At 72.6% G+C, this 16,428-nt stretch carries 15 protein-coding genes and 1 pseudogene; 14 read left to right on the top strand and 2 right to left on the bottom strand.

The window, feature by feature from the left end; all coding sequences use genetic code 11:
- Nucleotides 1-47: 47 nt before the first annotated feature.
- Together ACWGUG_RS02635 and ACWGUG_RS02630 are read left to right on the top strand one after the other, a co-directional pair.
- Nucleotides 48-350, top strand: coding sequence for a hypothetical protein (locus ACWGUG_RS02635; RefSeq protein ID WP_452323754.1), 303 nt, complete (start codon nucleotides 48-50; stop codon nucleotides 348-350).
- Nucleotides 347-1,978 (top strand): hypothetical protein, encoded by a 1,632-nt coding sequence (locus tag ACWGUG_RS02630; protein WP_452323753.1) that lies wholly within the window; start codon nucleotides 347-349, stop codon nucleotides 1,976-1,978. The genes ACWGUG_RS02635 and ACWGUG_RS02630 overlap by 4 nt, the downstream gene beginning before the upstream one ends.
- On the opposite strand, the gene ACWGUG_RS02625 is transcribed toward ACWGUG_RS02630, so the two are convergent.
- Nucleotides 1,953-2,342 carry a phage holin family protein gene (locus ACWGUG_RS02625; RefSeq protein ID WP_336394090.1) on the bottom strand — a complete coding sequence of 130 codons (390 nt, stop codon included), beginning with the start codon at nucleotides 2,340-2,342 and terminating at the stop codon, nucleotides 1,953-1,955. The genes ACWGUG_RS02630 and ACWGUG_RS02625 overlap by 26 nt on opposite strands.
- Before the next feature lie 99 nt (nucleotides 2,343-2,441).
- Between ACWGUG_RS02625 and ACWGUG_RS02620 the strand changes: the two genes are divergently transcribed.
- The 11 genes from ACWGUG_RS02620 (at nucleotide 2,442) to ACWGUG_RS02570 (ending at nucleotide 13,845) form a co-directional block, all read left to right on the top strand.
- On the top strand, nucleotides 2,442-3,563 hold the full coding sequence (locus ACWGUG_RS02620; RefSeq protein WP_452323752.1) for a histidinol-phosphate transaminase: 1,122 nt from the start codon (nucleotides 2,442-2,444) through the stop codon (nucleotides 3,561-3,563).
- Nucleotides 3,560-4,726 carry a thiamine pyrophosphate-dependent enzyme gene (locus tag ACWGUG_RS02615; RefSeq protein ID WP_336394092.1) on the top strand — a complete coding sequence of 389 codons (1,167 nt, stop codon included), beginning with the start codon at nucleotides 3,560-3,562 and terminating at the stop codon, nucleotides 4,724-4,726. The genes ACWGUG_RS02620 and ACWGUG_RS02615 overlap by 4 nt, the downstream gene beginning before the upstream one ends.
- A 62-nt stretch (nucleotides 4,727-4,788) precedes the next feature.
- Nucleotides 4,789-5,754, top strand: a complete 966-nt coding sequence (locus ACWGUG_RS02610; RefSeq protein WP_336395027.1) for an alpha-ketoacid dehydrogenase subunit beta — start codon at nucleotides 4,789-4,791, stop codon at nucleotides 5,752-5,754.
- 76 nt (nucleotides 5,755-5,830) lie between these two features.
- On the top strand, nucleotides 5,831-7,225 hold the full coding sequence (locus tag ACWGUG_RS02605; RefSeq protein WP_336394093.1) for a dihydrolipoamide acetyltransferase family protein: 1,395 nt from the start codon (nucleotides 5,831-5,833) through the stop codon (nucleotides 7,223-7,225).
- Between the two features lie 61 nt (nucleotides 7,226-7,286).
- The gene (locus ACWGUG_RS02600; RefSeq protein ID WP_452323751.1) at nucleotides 7,287-8,303 is read left to right on the top strand and encodes a metal ABC transporter solute-binding protein, Zn/Mn family; all 1,017 of its coding nucleotides are present in this window, start codon (nucleotides 7,287-7,289) and stop codon (nucleotides 8,301-8,303) included.
- The gene (locus ACWGUG_RS02595) at nucleotides 8,300-9,130 is read left to right on the top strand and encodes a metal ABC transporter ATP-binding protein (protein WP_378879139.1); all 831 of its coding nucleotides are present in this window, start codon (nucleotides 8,300-8,302) and stop codon (nucleotides 9,128-9,130) included. Before ACWGUG_RS02600 ends, ACWGUG_RS02595 begins: the two co-directional genes overlap by 4 nt.
- On the top strand, nucleotides 9,127-10,005 hold the full coding sequence (locus tag ACWGUG_RS02590; protein WP_336394096.1) for a metal ABC transporter permease: 879 nt from the start codon (nucleotides 9,127-9,129) through the stop codon (nucleotides 10,003-10,005). Before ACWGUG_RS02595 ends, ACWGUG_RS02590 begins: the two co-directional genes overlap by 4 nt.
- A 45-nt stretch (nucleotides 10,006-10,050) precedes the next feature.
- Nucleotides 10,051-10,464, top strand: coding sequence for a Fur family transcriptional regulator (locus ACWGUG_RS02585; RefSeq protein WP_336394097.1), 414 nt, complete (start codon nucleotides 10,051-10,053; stop codon nucleotides 10,462-10,464).
- A gap of 34 nt (nucleotides 10,465-10,498) precedes the next feature.
- A complete protein-coding gene (locus ACWGUG_RS02580) occupies nucleotides 10,499-11,530 on the top strand; it encodes a permease (RefSeq protein ID WP_452323750.1) in 1,032 nt (343 codons plus the stop codon).
- Nucleotides 11,523-12,413 carry a TIGR03943 family putative permease subunit gene (locus tag ACWGUG_RS02575; protein WP_452323749.1) on the top strand — a complete coding sequence of 297 codons (891 nt, stop codon included), beginning with the start codon at nucleotides 11,523-11,525 and terminating at the stop codon, nucleotides 12,411-12,413. Before ACWGUG_RS02580 ends, ACWGUG_RS02575 begins: the two co-directional genes overlap by 8 nt.
- A complete protein-coding gene (locus tag ACWGUG_RS02570; protein ID WP_452323748.1) occupies nucleotides 12,403-13,845 on the top strand; it encodes a hypothetical protein in 1,443 nt (480 codons plus the stop codon). Before ACWGUG_RS02575 ends, ACWGUG_RS02570 begins: the two co-directional genes overlap by 11 nt.
- Before the next feature lie 107 nt (nucleotides 13,846-13,952).
- Here ACWGUG_RS02570 and ACWGUG_RS02565 read toward each other — a convergent pair whose 3' ends face one another.
- Nucleotides 13,953-15,590 carry an MFS transporter gene (locus ACWGUG_RS02565; RefSeq protein WP_452323747.1) on the bottom strand — a complete coding sequence of 546 codons (1,638 nt, stop codon included), beginning with the start codon at nucleotides 15,588-15,590 and terminating at the stop codon, nucleotides 13,953-13,955.
- 74 nt (nucleotides 15,591-15,664) lie between these two features.
- On the opposite strand from ACWGUG_RS02565, the pseudogene ACWGUG_RS02560 reads away from it, so the two are divergent.
- Nucleotides 15,665-16,363: pseudogene (locus tag ACWGUG_RS02560) on the top strand (DNA-3-methyladenine glycosylase).
- The last annotated feature ends 65 nt before the right edge of the window (nucleotides 16,364-16,428 follow it).

The following is a 16,428-nucleotide window of genomic DNA, read 5'->3' as shown; positions in this document are numbered from 1 at the left end:
CCCGGCGGCGCGCTCCGCGGGCCCGCCTCTTCTTCGACGATCGAGGGGTGACAGTTCCACCGGCCGCCGGCTCGTCGGCCTTCCGCCTGGAGTCCGTCGCCGGTGCGCTCTCGCGCCTCATCGACCGGATCGCGGATGCCTCTCTCGTCGCGCGGGGACTGTCCGACGCCGTCGACTGGCAGGCACGGGCGGCGCGCGTGTTCCACGACCGCGCCATCGTCTGGGCGGGCGATGTCTCGGGACTCGCGTGCGTGGCCGAGACGGTGCGGCTCGACGTCCTGCGTGCACGGGATCGTGCCGCGTTCGCGGAGGCCCTGCCGGGTCTGCCGCTCACCGCGGAGCACCCGTGAGCGGCGCGCCGTCGGCGGACGGGCCGTGGGACCCGGAACGGGCGGTGCGGGTCGACTCGATGGACCCGTACGGGGGTCTCATCAGCGTGCTGGGCGAGAGCTGGCCCCGCACCGACCGGGGCCTGCAGCTCCAGGCGGGCGGCGCCGTCGCCGTCGACACCGCGACGCTCCGTGCCGCCGCCGAGCGGTTCGCGCACGCCGACGCCGAACTGGAGGAGATCGCGGCGACACTGGCCGGGCTGCGGCGGGAGCTGCGGAGCGAGCCCGCGCACACCGGCGACGCCGAGCTGTCGGCATCCGTCCTCTCCTCGAGGATCGAGGCCGCACAGGCGGAGGCGCGGCGGATCGCCGGGGCGCTGCGCGACGCTGCGCTCGCCTACGAGATGGTCGAGATCCAGGCCGAGCACCGCGCCGCCGTGCTGGCAGGGGACGCCCTTCGGGCAGAGCGGCTGGACGCGCGGTTGAGCGCGCTGGTCGCCGCGCATCCGGGCGCCTGGCGCACGGCGCTCGGCGCGGAGTTCGAGCGGGCCGTGCTGTGGCCGTCCGAGCTGGTTCGGCAGGCGACGCAGTGGGGCGTCGCGGTGGGCGGCACGGTGAGCGAGCCGGGGGCGGCCGTGCTCGGCGCGGGCATGGGTCTCCTCACGCTCGGCGGCGCCGCGTTCGTCGGGTTCGCGGGCACCGGCCGGCTGTCGCGGGATGCCCGCCTCACAGGCACGGCCGGCCCGGTGGCGCTGCGGACCGTGCCCCCGGCAGCGCCGAGCGGTGGACCGCCGCTCGCGCCGGCCGCCGGGCCGCTGCCCGCGGCGGGTGCCGCCGCGACGCCCGGGGCATCCGCCGTCGGGGCGCCCACCGTCGCGGCGCCCCCGGGGAACGGAGCCGCCGGGGCCGTGCGCGTTCCGCCCGCCGGACCGGTGGTCGCTCCGCAGAGCCTCGTCGCGGTGACCGAGCGGATGCCGGGAGCCGGCGACGCCCGCGTGCGGGTCGAGCGCTACACGATGCCGGACGCCAGCAGGCAGTTCGCGGTCTACGTCGCCGGCACCCAGTCGCTCGCGCTCGGCGGCGATGACCCGTGGGACAACGCGTCCAACGCGCAGCTCTACGCCGGACAGACGTCGGACTCGTACGCGGCCACCGAAGCGGCGCTTCGGGCGGCCGGGGCGCGGGAGGGCGACGTCGTGCACGCGTTCGGCCACTCGCAGGGGGCGATGATCGCCGGGCACCTGGCGCTCGAGAGCGGCTACGACGTGCGCACCCTCGTCTCGCTCGGCTCGCCGGTGGAGGCCGATGTCGGCGACGGGACGCTGAGCGTCGCGCTGCGCCACACCGACGACCCCGTCGCGGCGCTCGCGGGAGGCGGGCACGGCGAGGGCGTCGGGGCGCCGGGCAGCTTCGTCGCCGAGCGCGTCGCCGACCCGGACGCCGGTCTCGACGATGCGCGCGCCCCGGCGCATCGGCTCAGCGCGTACGCCGAGACGGCGGCGCTCGTGGACGCCTCCACCGATCCGCGCGTCGACACGTTGCGCGCGGTGTTCGCCGACCTCGGCCGCGCCGACGCGGTGGCGGTGACCGAGTACGCGGCGACGCGGGGCTCAGCGGGCGGGGTCAGTCCTTCTTCGGGCGGAGGATGATGCCGAAGACCCAGTTGATGAGGGTGATGATGATGGCCGCCAGCACACCCCACCAGAAGTCCTCGACGCGCAGGCCCCAGCTCCACCAGCTGGTGAGCCACGCCGTCAGCCACAGCAGGAACGCGTTGATGAGGAGGCCGATGAGACCCAGCGTGAGGATGTAGAGCGGGAACGCCAGCACCTTGATGACGGTGCCGATGATCGTGTTCACCAGGGCGAAGATCGCCGCGACGATAAGGTACGTGAGCACGACCTGCAGGGTGTCGCCCGGCGCGAACGGGATGACGGTGACCTGGAGCGCGGGGATCAGGGTGACGACCCAGATCGCGAACGCGTTGACGACGACGCGGATGAGGAAGCCCATAGTGCGCCCAGTCTTCCACGACACCTCGCGGCGGCCAACGGTTCGCGCCGGGGTCCTCTCCGGCAGACGCGGAGCGGTCGCCGCTCGTAGACTCGGGGCGTGACCGACGCTTCCGACATCCCCGTCCGCGTGCGCCCGGAGGTGGCCGCGCTCCCCCCGTACAAGCAGGGCAGGCAGGCGGGCGCCGAGGCGTACAAGCTCTCCAGCAACGAGAACCCGTTCGATCCACTGCCGGGCGTGCTGCAGCGCGTGCAGTCGGCGACGGCCTTCAACCGGTATCCGGATGCCACGGCCGCACGCCTGCGGGAGCGCCTGGCCGAGCGGTTCGGCGTGGGCACCGACGCGGTGCACGTCGGGGCCGGCAGCGTCTCGATCCTCGCGCAGCTGGTGCAGGCGACCTCCGGCCCCGGGGACGAGGTGATCTACGCGTGGCGGTCGTTCGAGGCCTACCCGTGGCTCGCGGTCGTCTCCGGCGCGACGCCCGTCCAGGTGCCGCTCGCCGCGGGCGCCCGTCACGACCTCGACGCGATGGCGGCGGCCATCACCGATCGCACCCGCGCCGTCCTGGTGTGCAGCCCGAACAACCCCACCGGGCCGGTCGTCACGCAGGCGGAGTTCGACGCCTTCGTCGCGCGCGTCCCCCGCGACGTGCTGGTCATCCTCGACGAGGCCTACGCCGAGTTCGTCACCGACCCCGACGCCGTCGACGGCGCCGCCGTCCTGGCCCGGGGCGAGAACCCCAACGTCGTCGTGCTCCGCACCTTCTCCAAGGCCTACGGCCTGGCCGGCCTGCGCATCGGCTACGCCGTCGGCCACCCGAGGATCCTCGACGCCGCCAGGACGACCGCCATCCCGCTGTCGGTGACCGCCCACGCCGAGGAGGCGGCGCTGGCGAGCCTCGACGCCGAGGCCGAGCTCCTCCAGCGCGTACGGGTCATCGCCGAGCGCCGCGACCGCCTCGCCGAGGAGCTGCGCGCCGCGGGCTGGGAGGTCCCGGCCGCGCAGGGCAACTTCGTCTGGCTTTCCGCCGGCGACGAGACCGCCGCCTTCGCCACCGCTTTCGAAGAGGGCGGCCTGATCGTCCGCCCGTTCGCGGGTGACGGCATCCGGATCTCTGTCGGCGAGGAGGAGTCTGTCGAGAAGGTCCTAGGAATTGCGGCATCCGTTGTGAAGAACCTCCCGGAAGGGCACGCGGGGGCGCGGGCTAGCGTGGAACGGTGACCCCGCCTGAAGATTCGGTGACGACCGACGCCGCGGCGCCGGCCGAAGATCCCGCCATCGTCCGCTTCCTCCGCGCAGACGGGACCTTCGCGCCCACGCCCGCCGCCGAGCCCTACCGGGACGCGGTCGACGCCCTCGCCGACGCCGACCTCGAGACGTTCTACCGCGACATGGCGGTCATCCGCGCGTTCGACGTGCAGGCGACCAATCTGCAGCGCCAGGGACAGCTCGCCCTCTGGCCGCCGAGCTACGGCCAGGAGGCCGCGCAGGTCGGGTCCGCACGGGCGGCGCGGACGCAGGATCACATCTTCCCGTCCTACCGTGAGCACGTCGTCACCAAGATCCGCGGCGTCGACCTGATCGACATCATCCGCGTGATGCGCGGACTGACGCACGGCGGGTGGGACCCGACCGACCCCAAGAACGGCAACACCCACATCTACACGCTCGTGCTCGGCTCGCAGACGCTGCACGCGACAGGCTTCGGCATGGGTCTCGTCTTCGACGGCCGCTGCGGCACCGGCGACGCCGACCGCGACGAGGCCGTCATCGTCTACTACGGCGACGGCGCCTCGAGCCAGGGCGACGTGCACGAGGCCATGGTCTTCGCCGCGAGCTATCAGACGCCCGAGGTCTTCTTCCTGCAGAACAACCAGTGGGCGATCTCGGTGCCGGTCTCGACGCAGTCGCGCTCGCCGCTGTACAAGCGCGGCGCGGGCTATGGGATGCCGAGCACGCTGATCGACGGCAACGATGTGCTGGCGAGCTGGGCGGTCACGCGCGCCGCGCTCGACGACGCGCGCGCCGGCGGCGGGCCGCAGGCGATCGAGGCGATGACCTACCGCCTGGGCGCGCACACGACGAGCGACGATCCCACGAAGTACCGCCCATCGAGCGAGGAGGAGGCATGGCGCCGCCGCGACCCCCTCGCGCGCATGAGGGCGTTCCTCCTCGCCCGCGGGGCGTCGGAGGCGTTCTTCGCCGACGTGGACGCGGAGGGTGCGGCTCTCGCCGACGACATCCGCACGCGCACCAACGCGCTGGGCGGACTCGAGCCCGACCAGCTGTTCGCCCACGTGTATTCCGAGCCCCACCCCCTCATGGCCGAGCAGCGCGAGTGGCTCGCCGGGTACGAGGCATCCTTCGAAGGAGGCGCATCGTGACCGACACCGACATCCGGACGACGAGCGCGACGGACGCCGACGCCGCCCCGGCCGTCCAGACGATGCCGCTCAGCCGGGCCATCAACGCCGGCCTGCGCGCGTCCCTCGCCGGCAGCGACCGCGTGCTCCTGATGGGCGAGGACATCGGCAAGCTCGGCGGCGTCTTCCGCATCACCGAAGGGCTGCAGGCCGAGTTCGGCGAGCGGCGCGTGATCGACAGCCCGCTCGCCGAGTCCGGACTCGTCGGCACCGCGATCGGGCTGGCACTGGCCGGCTTCCGCCCCGTCGTCGAGATCCAGTTCGACGGATTCGTCTTCCCCGCGTTCGACCAGATCACCTCGCAGCTGGCGAAGATGACGAACCGTCTCGAGGGCGCGGTGCAGATGCCCGTCGTGATCCGCATCCCCTACGGCGGGCACATCGGTGCCATCGAGCACCACCAGGAGAGCCCCGAGGCGTACTTCACGCACACCCCGGGCCTGCGCGTCGTGAGCCCGTCGACGCCGAACGACGGCTACTGGATGATCCAGGACGCGATCGCCTCGGCCGACCCCGTCATCTTCCTCGAGCCCAAGAGCAAGTACTGGCAGAAGGGCGAGGTCGACACGTCGGCCCGCGCGCTGCCGCTGCACGCGTCGCGCATCGTCCGCCGCGGCACCGACGTCACGCTCGTCGGCCACGGCGCCATGGTGACGACGATGCTGCAGGCCGCCGTGCTCGCCGAGGCCGAGGGCACCAGCATCGAGGTCGTCGACCTGCGCTCGCTGTCGCCCGTGGACTACGGGCCGATCCTCGACTCGGTGCGGCGCACCGGCCGCATGATCTACGCGCAGGAGGCGCCGGGCTTCACGTCGCTCGGCTCAGAGGTGGCGGCGACCGTGATGGAGCGCGCGTTCTATGCGCTCGAGGCTCCGGTGCTGCGCGTGTCGGGGTTCGATGCCCCGTTCCCCCCTGCCAAGCTCGAGGGCTCCTACCTGCCCGACGCCGACCGCATCCTCGAGGCCGTCGACCGGTCCCTCGCCTACTGACCCCCACCCTCGCCTCCTTCCCGATGGCCGGCCTCCCCTGCGAGTGAAGTGACGGGATGCCGCGAAAGGACACCGCATGAGCACCCAGACGTTCGTCCTCCCCGATGTCGGTGAAGGGCTGACCGAGGCCGAGATCGTCCAGTGGCGCGTCGCCCCCGGCGACGCGGTCGCGGTCAACGACGTCCTCGTCGAGATCGAGACCGCCAAGTCCCTCGTCGAGCTGCCGTCGCCCTTCGCGGGAACCGTGGGTGAGCTGCTCGCGGCCGAGGGCGAGACGGTCGAGGTCGGCGCCGCCATCATCACCATCGCCCCCGGCGCAGGGACGGATGCCTCCGGCCCGGCGACCGTCGGGCAGTCCGAGCACGGCGGCCCCGCCGCGCCGGCGCCCGATGCCGGCGAGGGTGCGGTGCTGGTCGGCTACGGCACCGGCGGACACGTCCAGTCGCGGCGCGCGAAGCGCGCGGTGCCGGCGGAGCAGCGGGTCGCGGCATCCGTCGGCGTGATCGCGAAGCCCCCGATCCGCAAGCTCGCCCGCGACCTCGGCGTCGAGCTCGGCGCCGTCACGCCCAGCGGCCCGGCCGGCGAGGTGACGCGCGACGACGTCGTGCGGCACGCGTCGCAGGCGAGCGTCTTCCGCAACATCGAGACGCCCGAGTGGGGCGACGTGCGCGAGGAGACCATCCCGATCCCGGCTCCCGCGGCGGCCCCGGCGCCTGCCGCGCCCCAGGTCCCGGCGCCGGCGACTCGGCCGGCTCAGGACTCGGGCGACAGCCGCGAGGAGACCATCGCCGTCAAGGGCGTGCGCAAGGCCACGTCGTCGGCGATGGTGCAGTCCGCCTACTCGGCGCCGCACGTGTCGGTGTGGACCGACGTCGACGCCACCCGCACGATGGAGCTCGTCAAGCGGCTCAAGGCGTCGCCCGACTTCGCCGACGTCAAGGTGTCACCGCTGCTGATCATGGCGCGCGCCGTGATCTGGGCTGCCCGCCGTACGCCGATGGTCAACGCCGCGTGGGTCGACGCCGAGGGCGGCGCCGAGATCCGGGTGCGCCGGTACGTGAACCTCGGGATCGCCGCCGCCACGCCGCGTGGCCTCCTCGTCCCCAACATCAAGGACGCGCAGGACCTTTCGATGCGCGATCTGGCCCGGGCGCTCGAGAAGCTCACCCTCACGGCGCGCGACGGCAAGACCACCCCGGCCGACCAGCAGGGCGGCACCATCACGATCACGAACATCGGCGTCTTCGGCATGGATGCCGGCACCCCGATCATCAACCCCGGCGAGGCCGGCATCGTCGCCCTCGGCACCATCCGCCAGAAGCCGTGGGTCGTCGACGGCGAGGTCCGCCCGCGGTGGGTCACGACCGTGGCCGGCTCGTTCGATCATCGCGTGGTCGACGGCGACGGGATGTCGCGGTTCATCGCGGACGTCGCCTCCATCCTCGAGGAGCCCGCGCTGCTGCTCGACTGACGATGACGCCGCTCGCCCGAGCGATTTGAGAACGATTCTCATTACCCTTACGCTGGAGGGCATGACCTCCCTGCGACGTTCCCTGCCTGTGCTCGGCCTGGCGGCGGCATCCGCTCTCGTGCTCGCCGGATGCGCGAGCGGGCAGACAGCGGGCAGCGCCGAGGGCGGCGACGCCGCTGACGGGCGACTCTCGGTCGTCGCGTCGACCGACGTGTACGGCGAGATCGCGTCGCAGGTCGGCGGCGACCTGGTCGAGGTGACGTCGATCGTCACGAACGCGTCGCAGGACCCCCACTCGTTCGAGCCCAGTGCCCGCGACCAGCTCACCGTGTCGAAGGCCGACCTCATCGTCGAGAACGGCGGCGGCTACGACGCGTTCATCGACGCGCTCATCGACTCCAGCGGCAGTGAGGCGCCGGTCGTCACGGCGGTCGAGCACTCGCACGACTGGCCCGAGAACGAGGGCCACGAGGCCGAGGGCGCCGACGCGGAGACCGAGGGCGCCGACGACGCCGAGGCCGACGACCACGGTCACGAGCACGACCACGTCGAGGGCTTCAACGAGCACGTCTGGTACGACCCGCACACCGTCGCGCACGTCGCGGCGGCGATCGCCGAGGAGCTCGCCGCGCTGAGCCCCGACGACTCCGAGACCTTCGCCGCGAACGCGGAGGCCTTCGGGGCCGAGGTCGAGCAGCTCGAGGCCTCGCTCTCGGACATCGGCGCCGCCCACGCCGGAGAGCAGGTGTTCGTCACCGAGCCGGTGCCCGTGTACCTCGTGCAGGCGGCCGGCCTGGAGAACGCCACGCCGGACGCCTTCAGCGAGGCCGTCGAGGAGGGGCAGGATGTCGCCCCGGCGACGCTGCTGGAGTCCCTCGGGCTGCTGCGCGACGGCGGCGTGCGCGTCGTCATCACCAATACGCAGACGGGCGGCGCCGAGACGCAGCAGATGGTCGACGAGGCCGAGACGCTCGGGATCCCGGTGATCGCGTTTTCGGAAACGCTGCCGGAGGGGGAGACTTACATCTCGTGGATGCAGGCGAACAGCGAGGCGCTCAGCGCGGCGCTGGACGCGTGACCCCCGCCTCGCCGGCGGTCGGGCGTCCGGTCGTCCTCAGCGTCCGCGACGCCGCCCTGCAGCGCGGCGACCGCGAGCTGTGGTCGGGGCTCGACCTCGACGTCCACGCCGGCGAGCTGGTCGCGGTGCTCGGCCCCAGCGGCTCGGGCAAGACGACGCTGCTGCGGGCCATCCTCGGCCTCGAATCCCTCTCGTCGGGCGAGATCGCGGTCGAGGGCGCGCCGGTGACCCGCCGGGGCAACCGTCGCATCGGCTACATCCCCCAGGCGCGCCCGCTGCCGCCCGACACGTCGCTGCTCGGCCGCGACCTCGTCACGCTCGGCGTCGACGGCCACCGGTTCGGCCTGCCCCTTCCGCGCCGCGGCGACCGCGCCCGCGTCGACGCCCTGATCGACGCGGTCGGCGCCCGCGGGTTCGCCGACCGGCCCGTCGGCCTGCTCTCCGGCGGCGAGCAGCAGCGACTGCGCGCCGGGCAGGCGCTCGCCGACGACCCGCGCCTGCTGCTGTGCGACGAGCCCCTCACGAGCCTCGACCTCGCGAACCAGCAGGCGGTGATCGGGCTCATCGATCGGCATCGCCGGGAGAAGGATGCCGCGGTCCTGCTGGTGACGCACGACATCAACCCGCTGCTGGGCAAGGTCGACCGCATCCTGTACATCGCCAACGGCCGATTCACCCTCGGGACGCCGCAGGAGGTGCTGCGCTCGGACGTGCTGACCGCGCTCTACGGCGCGCACGTGTTCGTGCTGCGCGCGGGCGACCGGCTCGTCGTCGTGGGTGCACCGGACGCGGAGGCATCCCACCACCACCACGAGGCGCACGCATGAACTGGGACGACATCGCCGACGCGATGTTCGGGGGTCTGCCGTTCTACGGCGAGATCCTCGCGCTGGTGGCGAACTCGGTGTGGGCGGGCGCCGTGCTCGGGCTCGTCGGCGGGCTCATCGGCGTCTTCGTCATGCAGCGCGACATGGCGTTCGCGGTGCACGGCATCAGCGAGCTGTCGTTCGCGGGCGCCGCCGCCGCCCTCCTCATCGGATGGGACGTCGTGACGGGGTCGATCGTCGGGTCGCTCGTCGCCGCCGCCCTCATCGGCGTGCTGGGGGCGAAGGCCCGCGACCGCAACTCGATCATCGGCGTGCTGATGCCGTTCGGGCTGGGCCTCGGCATCCTGTTCCTGTCGCTCTACGACGGCCGCAGCGCCAACCGCTTCAGCCTGCTCACCGGTCAGATCGTGTCGGTGCAGACCGGCCAGCTCGGCTGGCTGATCGGCATCGGCGCCGTCGTGCTGCTCGGCCTGCTGCTCATCTGGCGCCCCCTGCGGTTCGACTCGCTCGACCCGCAGTCCGCCGCCGCGCGGGGCGTGCCCACGACGGCCGTGTCGCTGGCCTTCATGCTGCTGCTCGGCCTCATCGTCGCCGTCGCCGTGCACATCATCGGCGCGCTGCTGGTGATGGCGCTGCTGGTGACCCCGGCGGCCGCGGCCATGCGCGTCGCGTCCGGACCGCTGTCGGTCCCGCTGCTGTCGGCGCTGTTCGGGTTCGTGTCGGCGGTGGGCGGGATCCTCCTCGCGATCATGGGCACGCTTCCGGTCAGCCCCTACATCACGACGATCTCGTTCGCCATCTACGTGGTGTGCCGCGTGGTCGGCGCCCGCCGCGACCGCGTCACGCGGGCGGCCGTGGGCGCCGGGTCCCGGTGACCCGCGTCCGGCTCGCGCTCAGGACCCGCCGGTAGACTCGCCCCCATGGCCCAGCGCAACACGTGGCAGCGCGAACGCGTGCGCGAAGCCCTCTCCGACGCCAGAGGCTTCGTCAGCGCGCAGTCGCTGCACGCGACCCTCCGCGGAGAGAACACCGGCATCGGTCTCGCGACCGTGTACCGCGCGCTGGCCGGCCTCGCCGCCCAGGGCGAGGCCGATTCGCTGCAGAGCCCCGAGGGCGAATCGCTCTACCGCGCCTGCACGAGCACGGGCCACCACCATCATCTGATCTGCCGCTCCTGCGGGCTGACCGTCGAGATCGAGGCGACGGACGTCGAGCAGTGGGCCAAGCGCACCGCCGAGCGCCACGGATTCCGCGACGCCGAGCACGTCGTCGACATCTTCGGGCTCTGCGGGTCGTGCGCCGCGACCCGGGACGCAGAGCGTGACGCGGACTGAGCCTCAGTCCCGGCAGGCGCAGCGGTCCCCCGGCATGCCGGACCCGCGGCGCACTCCGGTGACCGCCCGTCTCGAGCCCACGCCGCAGGCGCGCGCCCTGCTGTGGATCGGCGTGGGCATCGCCGTGGTGGCCGGGCTGTTCCTCATCGACTGGCTCGCCCCGGCGCTGTTCCCCGCACCCCTCCCCACACGGGCGCAGGACGGGCTGACGCTCGCCATCAGCGTGCTCATCGAGTCGCTGCCGTTCGTGGCGCTCGGCGTGGTGCTGTCGATCGTCGTGCAGGTGTGGGTGCCGCCGGGTGTGATCGAGCGATGGATGCCGCGACGCGGGTGGGCCCGCCGGGCCGTGCTGTCGCTGCTCGGCATGATCGTGCCGGTGTGCGAATGCGGCAACGTGCCGTTCGCCCGCGGCCTGCTGATGCGCGGCTTCTCCGTCTCGGAGACCCTCACATTCCTGATCGCGGCGCCGATCGTGAACCCCATCGTGATCATCACGACGCATCAGGCGTTCGGCTTCAGCGACGGCATCCTCGTCGCGCGCCTGCTGGGCGGGTACGCGATCGCGAACCTCATCGGCTGGCTGTACTCGCGGCATCCGTCTCCCGACGCTCTGCTCACCGACCGCTTCCGCGACACGTGCGAGCTCGTGCTCCACGAGCCGGGCGGCAAGTGGCGGCGCACCCTGGCGCAGTTCGTCATCGAGCTGCGTGCGGTCATGCCGGCGCTCGTCATCGGCTCGGCGCTCGCCGGAGCCGTGCAGGTGCTCATCCCGCGCGAGGCGCTGCTCGCGATCGGGGCCAACCCCGCGCTGTCGATCGTGGCGATGATGGCCCTGGCCATGGTGGTGTCGATCTGCTCCAACGTCGACGCGTTCTTCGCGCTGTCGTTCGCCTCGACCTTCACGCCCGGGTCGATCGTCGCGTTCCTGCTGGTCGGGCCACTCGTCGACGTGAAGATGCTCGCGCTGCTGCGCACGACCTTCACGTGGCGCACGCTCGGCGGGATCGTCGTCGTGGTGGTGCTGTCCGCCTTCGCGATCGGGACGGCGGTGAACCTCCTTGCGTAAGACGGAGTGGGTCGCCACGCGGTGGCTCGGTGTGGGCCTGGCCGCGGTGCTGGCCGTGGTCACGATCTCGCTGGCGGTCACCGGACGCCTCGGGCTGTACATCAACCCCGACTCGACGTGGTTCGCGGTGTCGATGGCGATGGTCGTGCTCGTCGGCACGGTCGCGTCGTTCGCGCTGCCGCTCGGCGCGGAGGCCGACCACGGGCACGACCACGCGCCCGCGGGCGCCGGCCCTGCGCACGCCGGTGAGCGAGCGGCCGCGACGGAGTCGGAGATCTCGACGCTCATCCTCCGCCATCGCGAGGAGTCGCCCGCTCCGGAGGTGGCCCGCGGCGACCGCCACGGCGCGCACCGGCACGACGACCACGTCCACCGCAGCCACCCGCTGGCGGTGGCGGCGACCGCGGTCGGCGGTATCGCGGCGTCCGGCGTCGTCGTGCTGACCCTCGTGCTGCCCCCGGCCTCGTTGAGCGCCGAGCTCGCGATGTCGCGCGACGTCGGCGCGACTCCGCTGTTCGGCGGGGCGGACACGGTGCAGCTGGCGTCGACCGGCGACACGGCGTCGTTCGGCGTCGGCGAGTGGGCGACGGTGTTCGCCACCGCGACCAACCCCGAGACGTTCGACGGCGAGCCCGTCGAGCTCACCGGCTTCGTGACGCCGGGTGAGGACGGGGCCTTCGACCTCACCCGCCTGGTCATCACGCACTGCGTCATCGACGCCCAGCCGGCCAGCCTCCCGGTGGTCGTCGGCGAATCCTCGCCCGACACCGGGCAGTGGGTCACGATCACCGGGACGGTGCGCTCCTCGTCCGACGGCCGGCTCGTGGTCGACGCCGCCGCCGTCGAGGAGATCCCCGAGCCCGAGGATCCGTATGAGTACTGAGCCCGGCCCCCGCACCCGGCGCTCGCAGTCCCGGCACCGCCGCAGCCGCGCGTTCGCCGGGATGTTCGCCGTCGTCGTCGCGGCGCTGGCGGTCGTCGGGCTCGCCGGCGCTGCCGCCAGCGTCGCCCAGGGTCCCCGCGTCACGCAGGTGTCGGTGGATCCGGAGGCGGCGGCCGCGGCATCCGGATCCCGGCTCATCGTCACGACGACGCAGTCGCTCGCCGAGGTCGACCCCTCGCAGGTGACGATCACCCCCGAGACGCCCTTCGAGGTCGACACGTCCGGTCGCAGCGTCGGCGTGCGGTTCACGCTGCCGCTGTGGGACGACACCGAGTACACCGTCGCCATCGACGACGTCGCCTCGCTCGGCGGCGGCCCGACCGCCACCATCACCGAGACGTTCCGCACGCCGCCCACCGAGATGTTCCTGCTGCAGCGCGGCGGTGCCGACCAGGCGGGCGGGACGGACGGCGACCTCATCTACCGCACCGACCTCACCGGGCAGAACGCGGTGCCCGTCTTCCGCCACCCGCACATCGAGGACTTCCGCGCGACCGGCGAGCACCTCGTGGTGTCGGTGCGCACCGACGACGACCAGCCGGGGCTCATCGTGACCGACCTGGACGGCGAGAATGAGCAGGAGCTGCCGCTGCCCGGCGACGGGTTCATCTCGAACCTCCAGAGCGCCGACCGCGGCGAGCGGATAGGGTACACCTTCTCGGACGCCGAGCTCGACGCCGATTCGGGCCGCGAGAGCCGGCTGTTCACGGCCTCGCTCGGCGACGTCGACGCCGAGCCGCGCGAGATCGAGGTCTCGGGCTCCGACCCGCGGGTCGCCGAGTGGCGGTTCGTGCCCGACACCGACAGCATCCTGCTGATGTCGTTCGACGGGTCGCTGCTGCTGACCGGGTCGGGCGCCGATGCCGGCGCGGCGACCGCCCTCGGCGCGGCCGTCGGGATCGACGGCATCGCGCGCGGATCCAGCGAGGCCGTCGTCGACCGCCTCGAGCAGTCCGTGGTCATCGACCTCACCGACGCCGGTGAGGAGCCGCTCGTCGCGCCCGAGGCCGATCTGGGCGGCACCACGTCGGTGACGCCGCTGCCCGACGGCTCGACCATCCGGACCGCCGCGGTGCTCGAGGACGACGTGCCGACGGGCCGCACCTCGGTCGCGCTGGTCGGCGCGGACGGCGCCACGCGCATGCTCACCGAGCTGGCGGAGACGGATGCCGTCATCCAGGTCTGCATATCTCCGAGCGCCCGGTACGTCGCGCTCATGCTGGCGCCGGATGCCGTCACCAACCCGTACGACACCTATCAGCTGCCGCTGCCCGAGCGTCCGCAGACCCGCATCCTGAAGGTGGACGACGGCGAGGAGATCGTCGCGCTCAACGGCGCGTCGATCTCGTGGTGCCAGGTGCCCCCGCTCTGACGCTCCCCCGTGGCATCCGCGCGTATGCACCCCTGCCCACGAACCACGATCTCGGCGAGCGACCACGCTACCGTCGCCGACAGCGTGGTCATTCGACGACGTCGCGGTTACTCGGCGGGCGGTTGCGAAGGCTCGCGGGGAACGGCGGCCGCGGCCGGCTCCGGAAGCTTCGACGGCAGCCCGGACGCCAGCATGAGACCCAGCACCGTCAGGGCGAAGACGAAGAACAGCGACTGCCGCAGCGACTCCACCTGCGTGTCGGCGTAGAGCTGGGCGACCTCGGCGGCGGATTCGGGGTCGGCGCCGGCATCCGTCAACAGATCCTCGGCCTGCTGCTGCGAGATGATCGGCGCCCCCTTCGACGCCGTGGTGACGACCTGCTCGCGGATGTCGTCGGGCAGCGTGTCACTCTGCTGCACCGCCGCCGTGAAGCCCGACGTGAGGAGGAGGATGAACACCGATCCGACGACGGCGGTGCCGAACGAGGAGCCGAGGTTCTGGAACGTGCCCTGCAGGCCGCCGACCTCCGACGTGTCGGACTGCTGCACGGCCGACATGTTGACGTTCCCGAGCTGGGAGGCGAGCAGGCCGAAGCCCGCGCCGACGATGAACATGCCGCCGGCGAACGTCCAGTCGGCGAGCTCGGGCTGCACGGCGAGGAAGACGAAGAGCACGCCCAGGCCCAGCGTGAGCTGGCCGATGCGGCCGATGTTCTTCGCCGAGCGGACCGTCGACAGGCGCGACCCCACCATCGAGAACACGATGAGGCCGGCCGAGAGCGGGAGGATCTTCAGGCCGGTCTGCAGAGCGTCGAAGCCCAGGATCGTCTGCAGGTACACCGGGATGACGAAGAACAGCGCGGCGATGGCGAAGTACTGCGCCATGAACATCGTCAGGCCGCTGCGCAGCGCGGGGATCCGCAGCAGGCTGACCTTCAGCAGCGGCACGCCGCCGGTCCGCTCGAGATGCTGCTGGCGCCGGACGAACCCCCAGAGCACGAGGATCGACAGCAGGATCAGGTACGCCACGGGTGAGACGCCGAAGGGTGCGAAGGGCTCGCCGTTGATCACGGGCGGGTTCAGCGGCACGACCCAGCCCCATGTCTTGGACTGCAGGATGCCGTAGACCAGCAGCCCGAGGCCGAGCGCCGACAGCACCACGCTGAGCAGGTCGATCTTGAGGCCGCGGTCGCCCGGGACGTCCTTGATGCGGCCCGACACGAGGAGCACGAGGGACATGACGATGGCCTCGGCGACGAAGACGTAGCGCCACGACGAGTACGTCGTGACGAGCCCGCCGATGAGGGGGCCGGCCGCCGCGGCGCCGCCGGTCACCGCGCCGAGCACGGCGAACGCGACCACGCGCGCCCGCCCCTCGTAGTTGATCGCCGCCAGCGCCGCGATCGCGGGGATCACCAGGACGGCGCCCAGGCCCTCGACGAGCGACCAACCCAGCATCAGCACCGTGAGGTTGGGACTCAGGGCCGTCGTCAGCGAGCCGATGCCGTACACGACCGAGCCGATGCGGAAGGCGAGACTGCGGCCCCACCGGTCGCCCAGCTTGCCGCCGGTGAGCATGAAGGCCGCCATCGTCAGCGCATAGAACGTGATGGCCGCCTGCATGCCCGAGATGTCGGTGCCGAGATCGGATGCCACCGTCGAGATCGACACGTTCATCACCGTGCTGTCGAGCACCATGATGAACTGCGCCACGCTCAGCAGGATGAGCACGAACCACTTCCCCATGCGCGAACAGTATCGGTTGCACGGCGACCCGTGCGCGACCCGGGGGCCGCAGGGGCGGACGTAGACTCGCACGCATGGTGCGGCACGGGTGGCGGGCGGCGACCCGTTCGGACCTCGAAGCCCTTCCCGCCGAGGTGGCGCCGAGACTCCTCGGCGCACGCCTCGAGACCGTGGTCGACGGCTAGACGGTGGCCGTGCGGATCACCGAGGTCGAGGCGTACCACGGCCGTGGCACGGGTCCCGTCCCCGATCCCGGATCGCACGCGCGCATGGGGCCCACAGCGCGCAACGCCACGATGTGGGGCGAACCGGGGCACCTGTACGTCTACCTGAGCCACGGCATCCACTCCTGCGTGAACGTGGTCTGCGGGCCCGAAGGCGTCGCCGGCGGTGTGCTGCTGCGCGCCGGGCAGGTGATCGAGGGGGTGGATGCCGCGTCCCGCCGCCGCCCCGCCGCGCGCACGACGCGCGACCTGGCCCGCGGGCCCGGCCGATTCGGAGACGCCGTGGGGCTGCGGCATCCGCAGCACGACGGCATCGACGCGATCACCGGGGTGCCCCATCACGGGGCCCGCGCGCGCCTGCAGCTGCTCGTCGACCCGCTCGCCGACATCGCGTCGGGTCCGCGCGTGGGGGTCGCGGGCGTCGCGGGGACGGCGGCGTTCCCGTGGCGGTACTGGGTGCCGGGCGACCCCACCGTGTCGCCCTTCCGCTGGGGGCGGGGCGCGCGGGAGGCCGCCGACAAGGGCGACACGCCGTCCGTGCTAGACTGACTCTTTGTCTGCGCGCACTCCAGCACGCAGTACGTATCCCACTCCCGAACGAGGCCTTCACTGGC

The sequence above is a fragment of the Microbacterium sp. NPDC055455 genome, assembly GCF_053619935.1.
The sequence above is the reverse complement of the archived record's forward strand: the minus strand, read 5'-3'. Positions and strand labels throughout refer to the sequence as shown.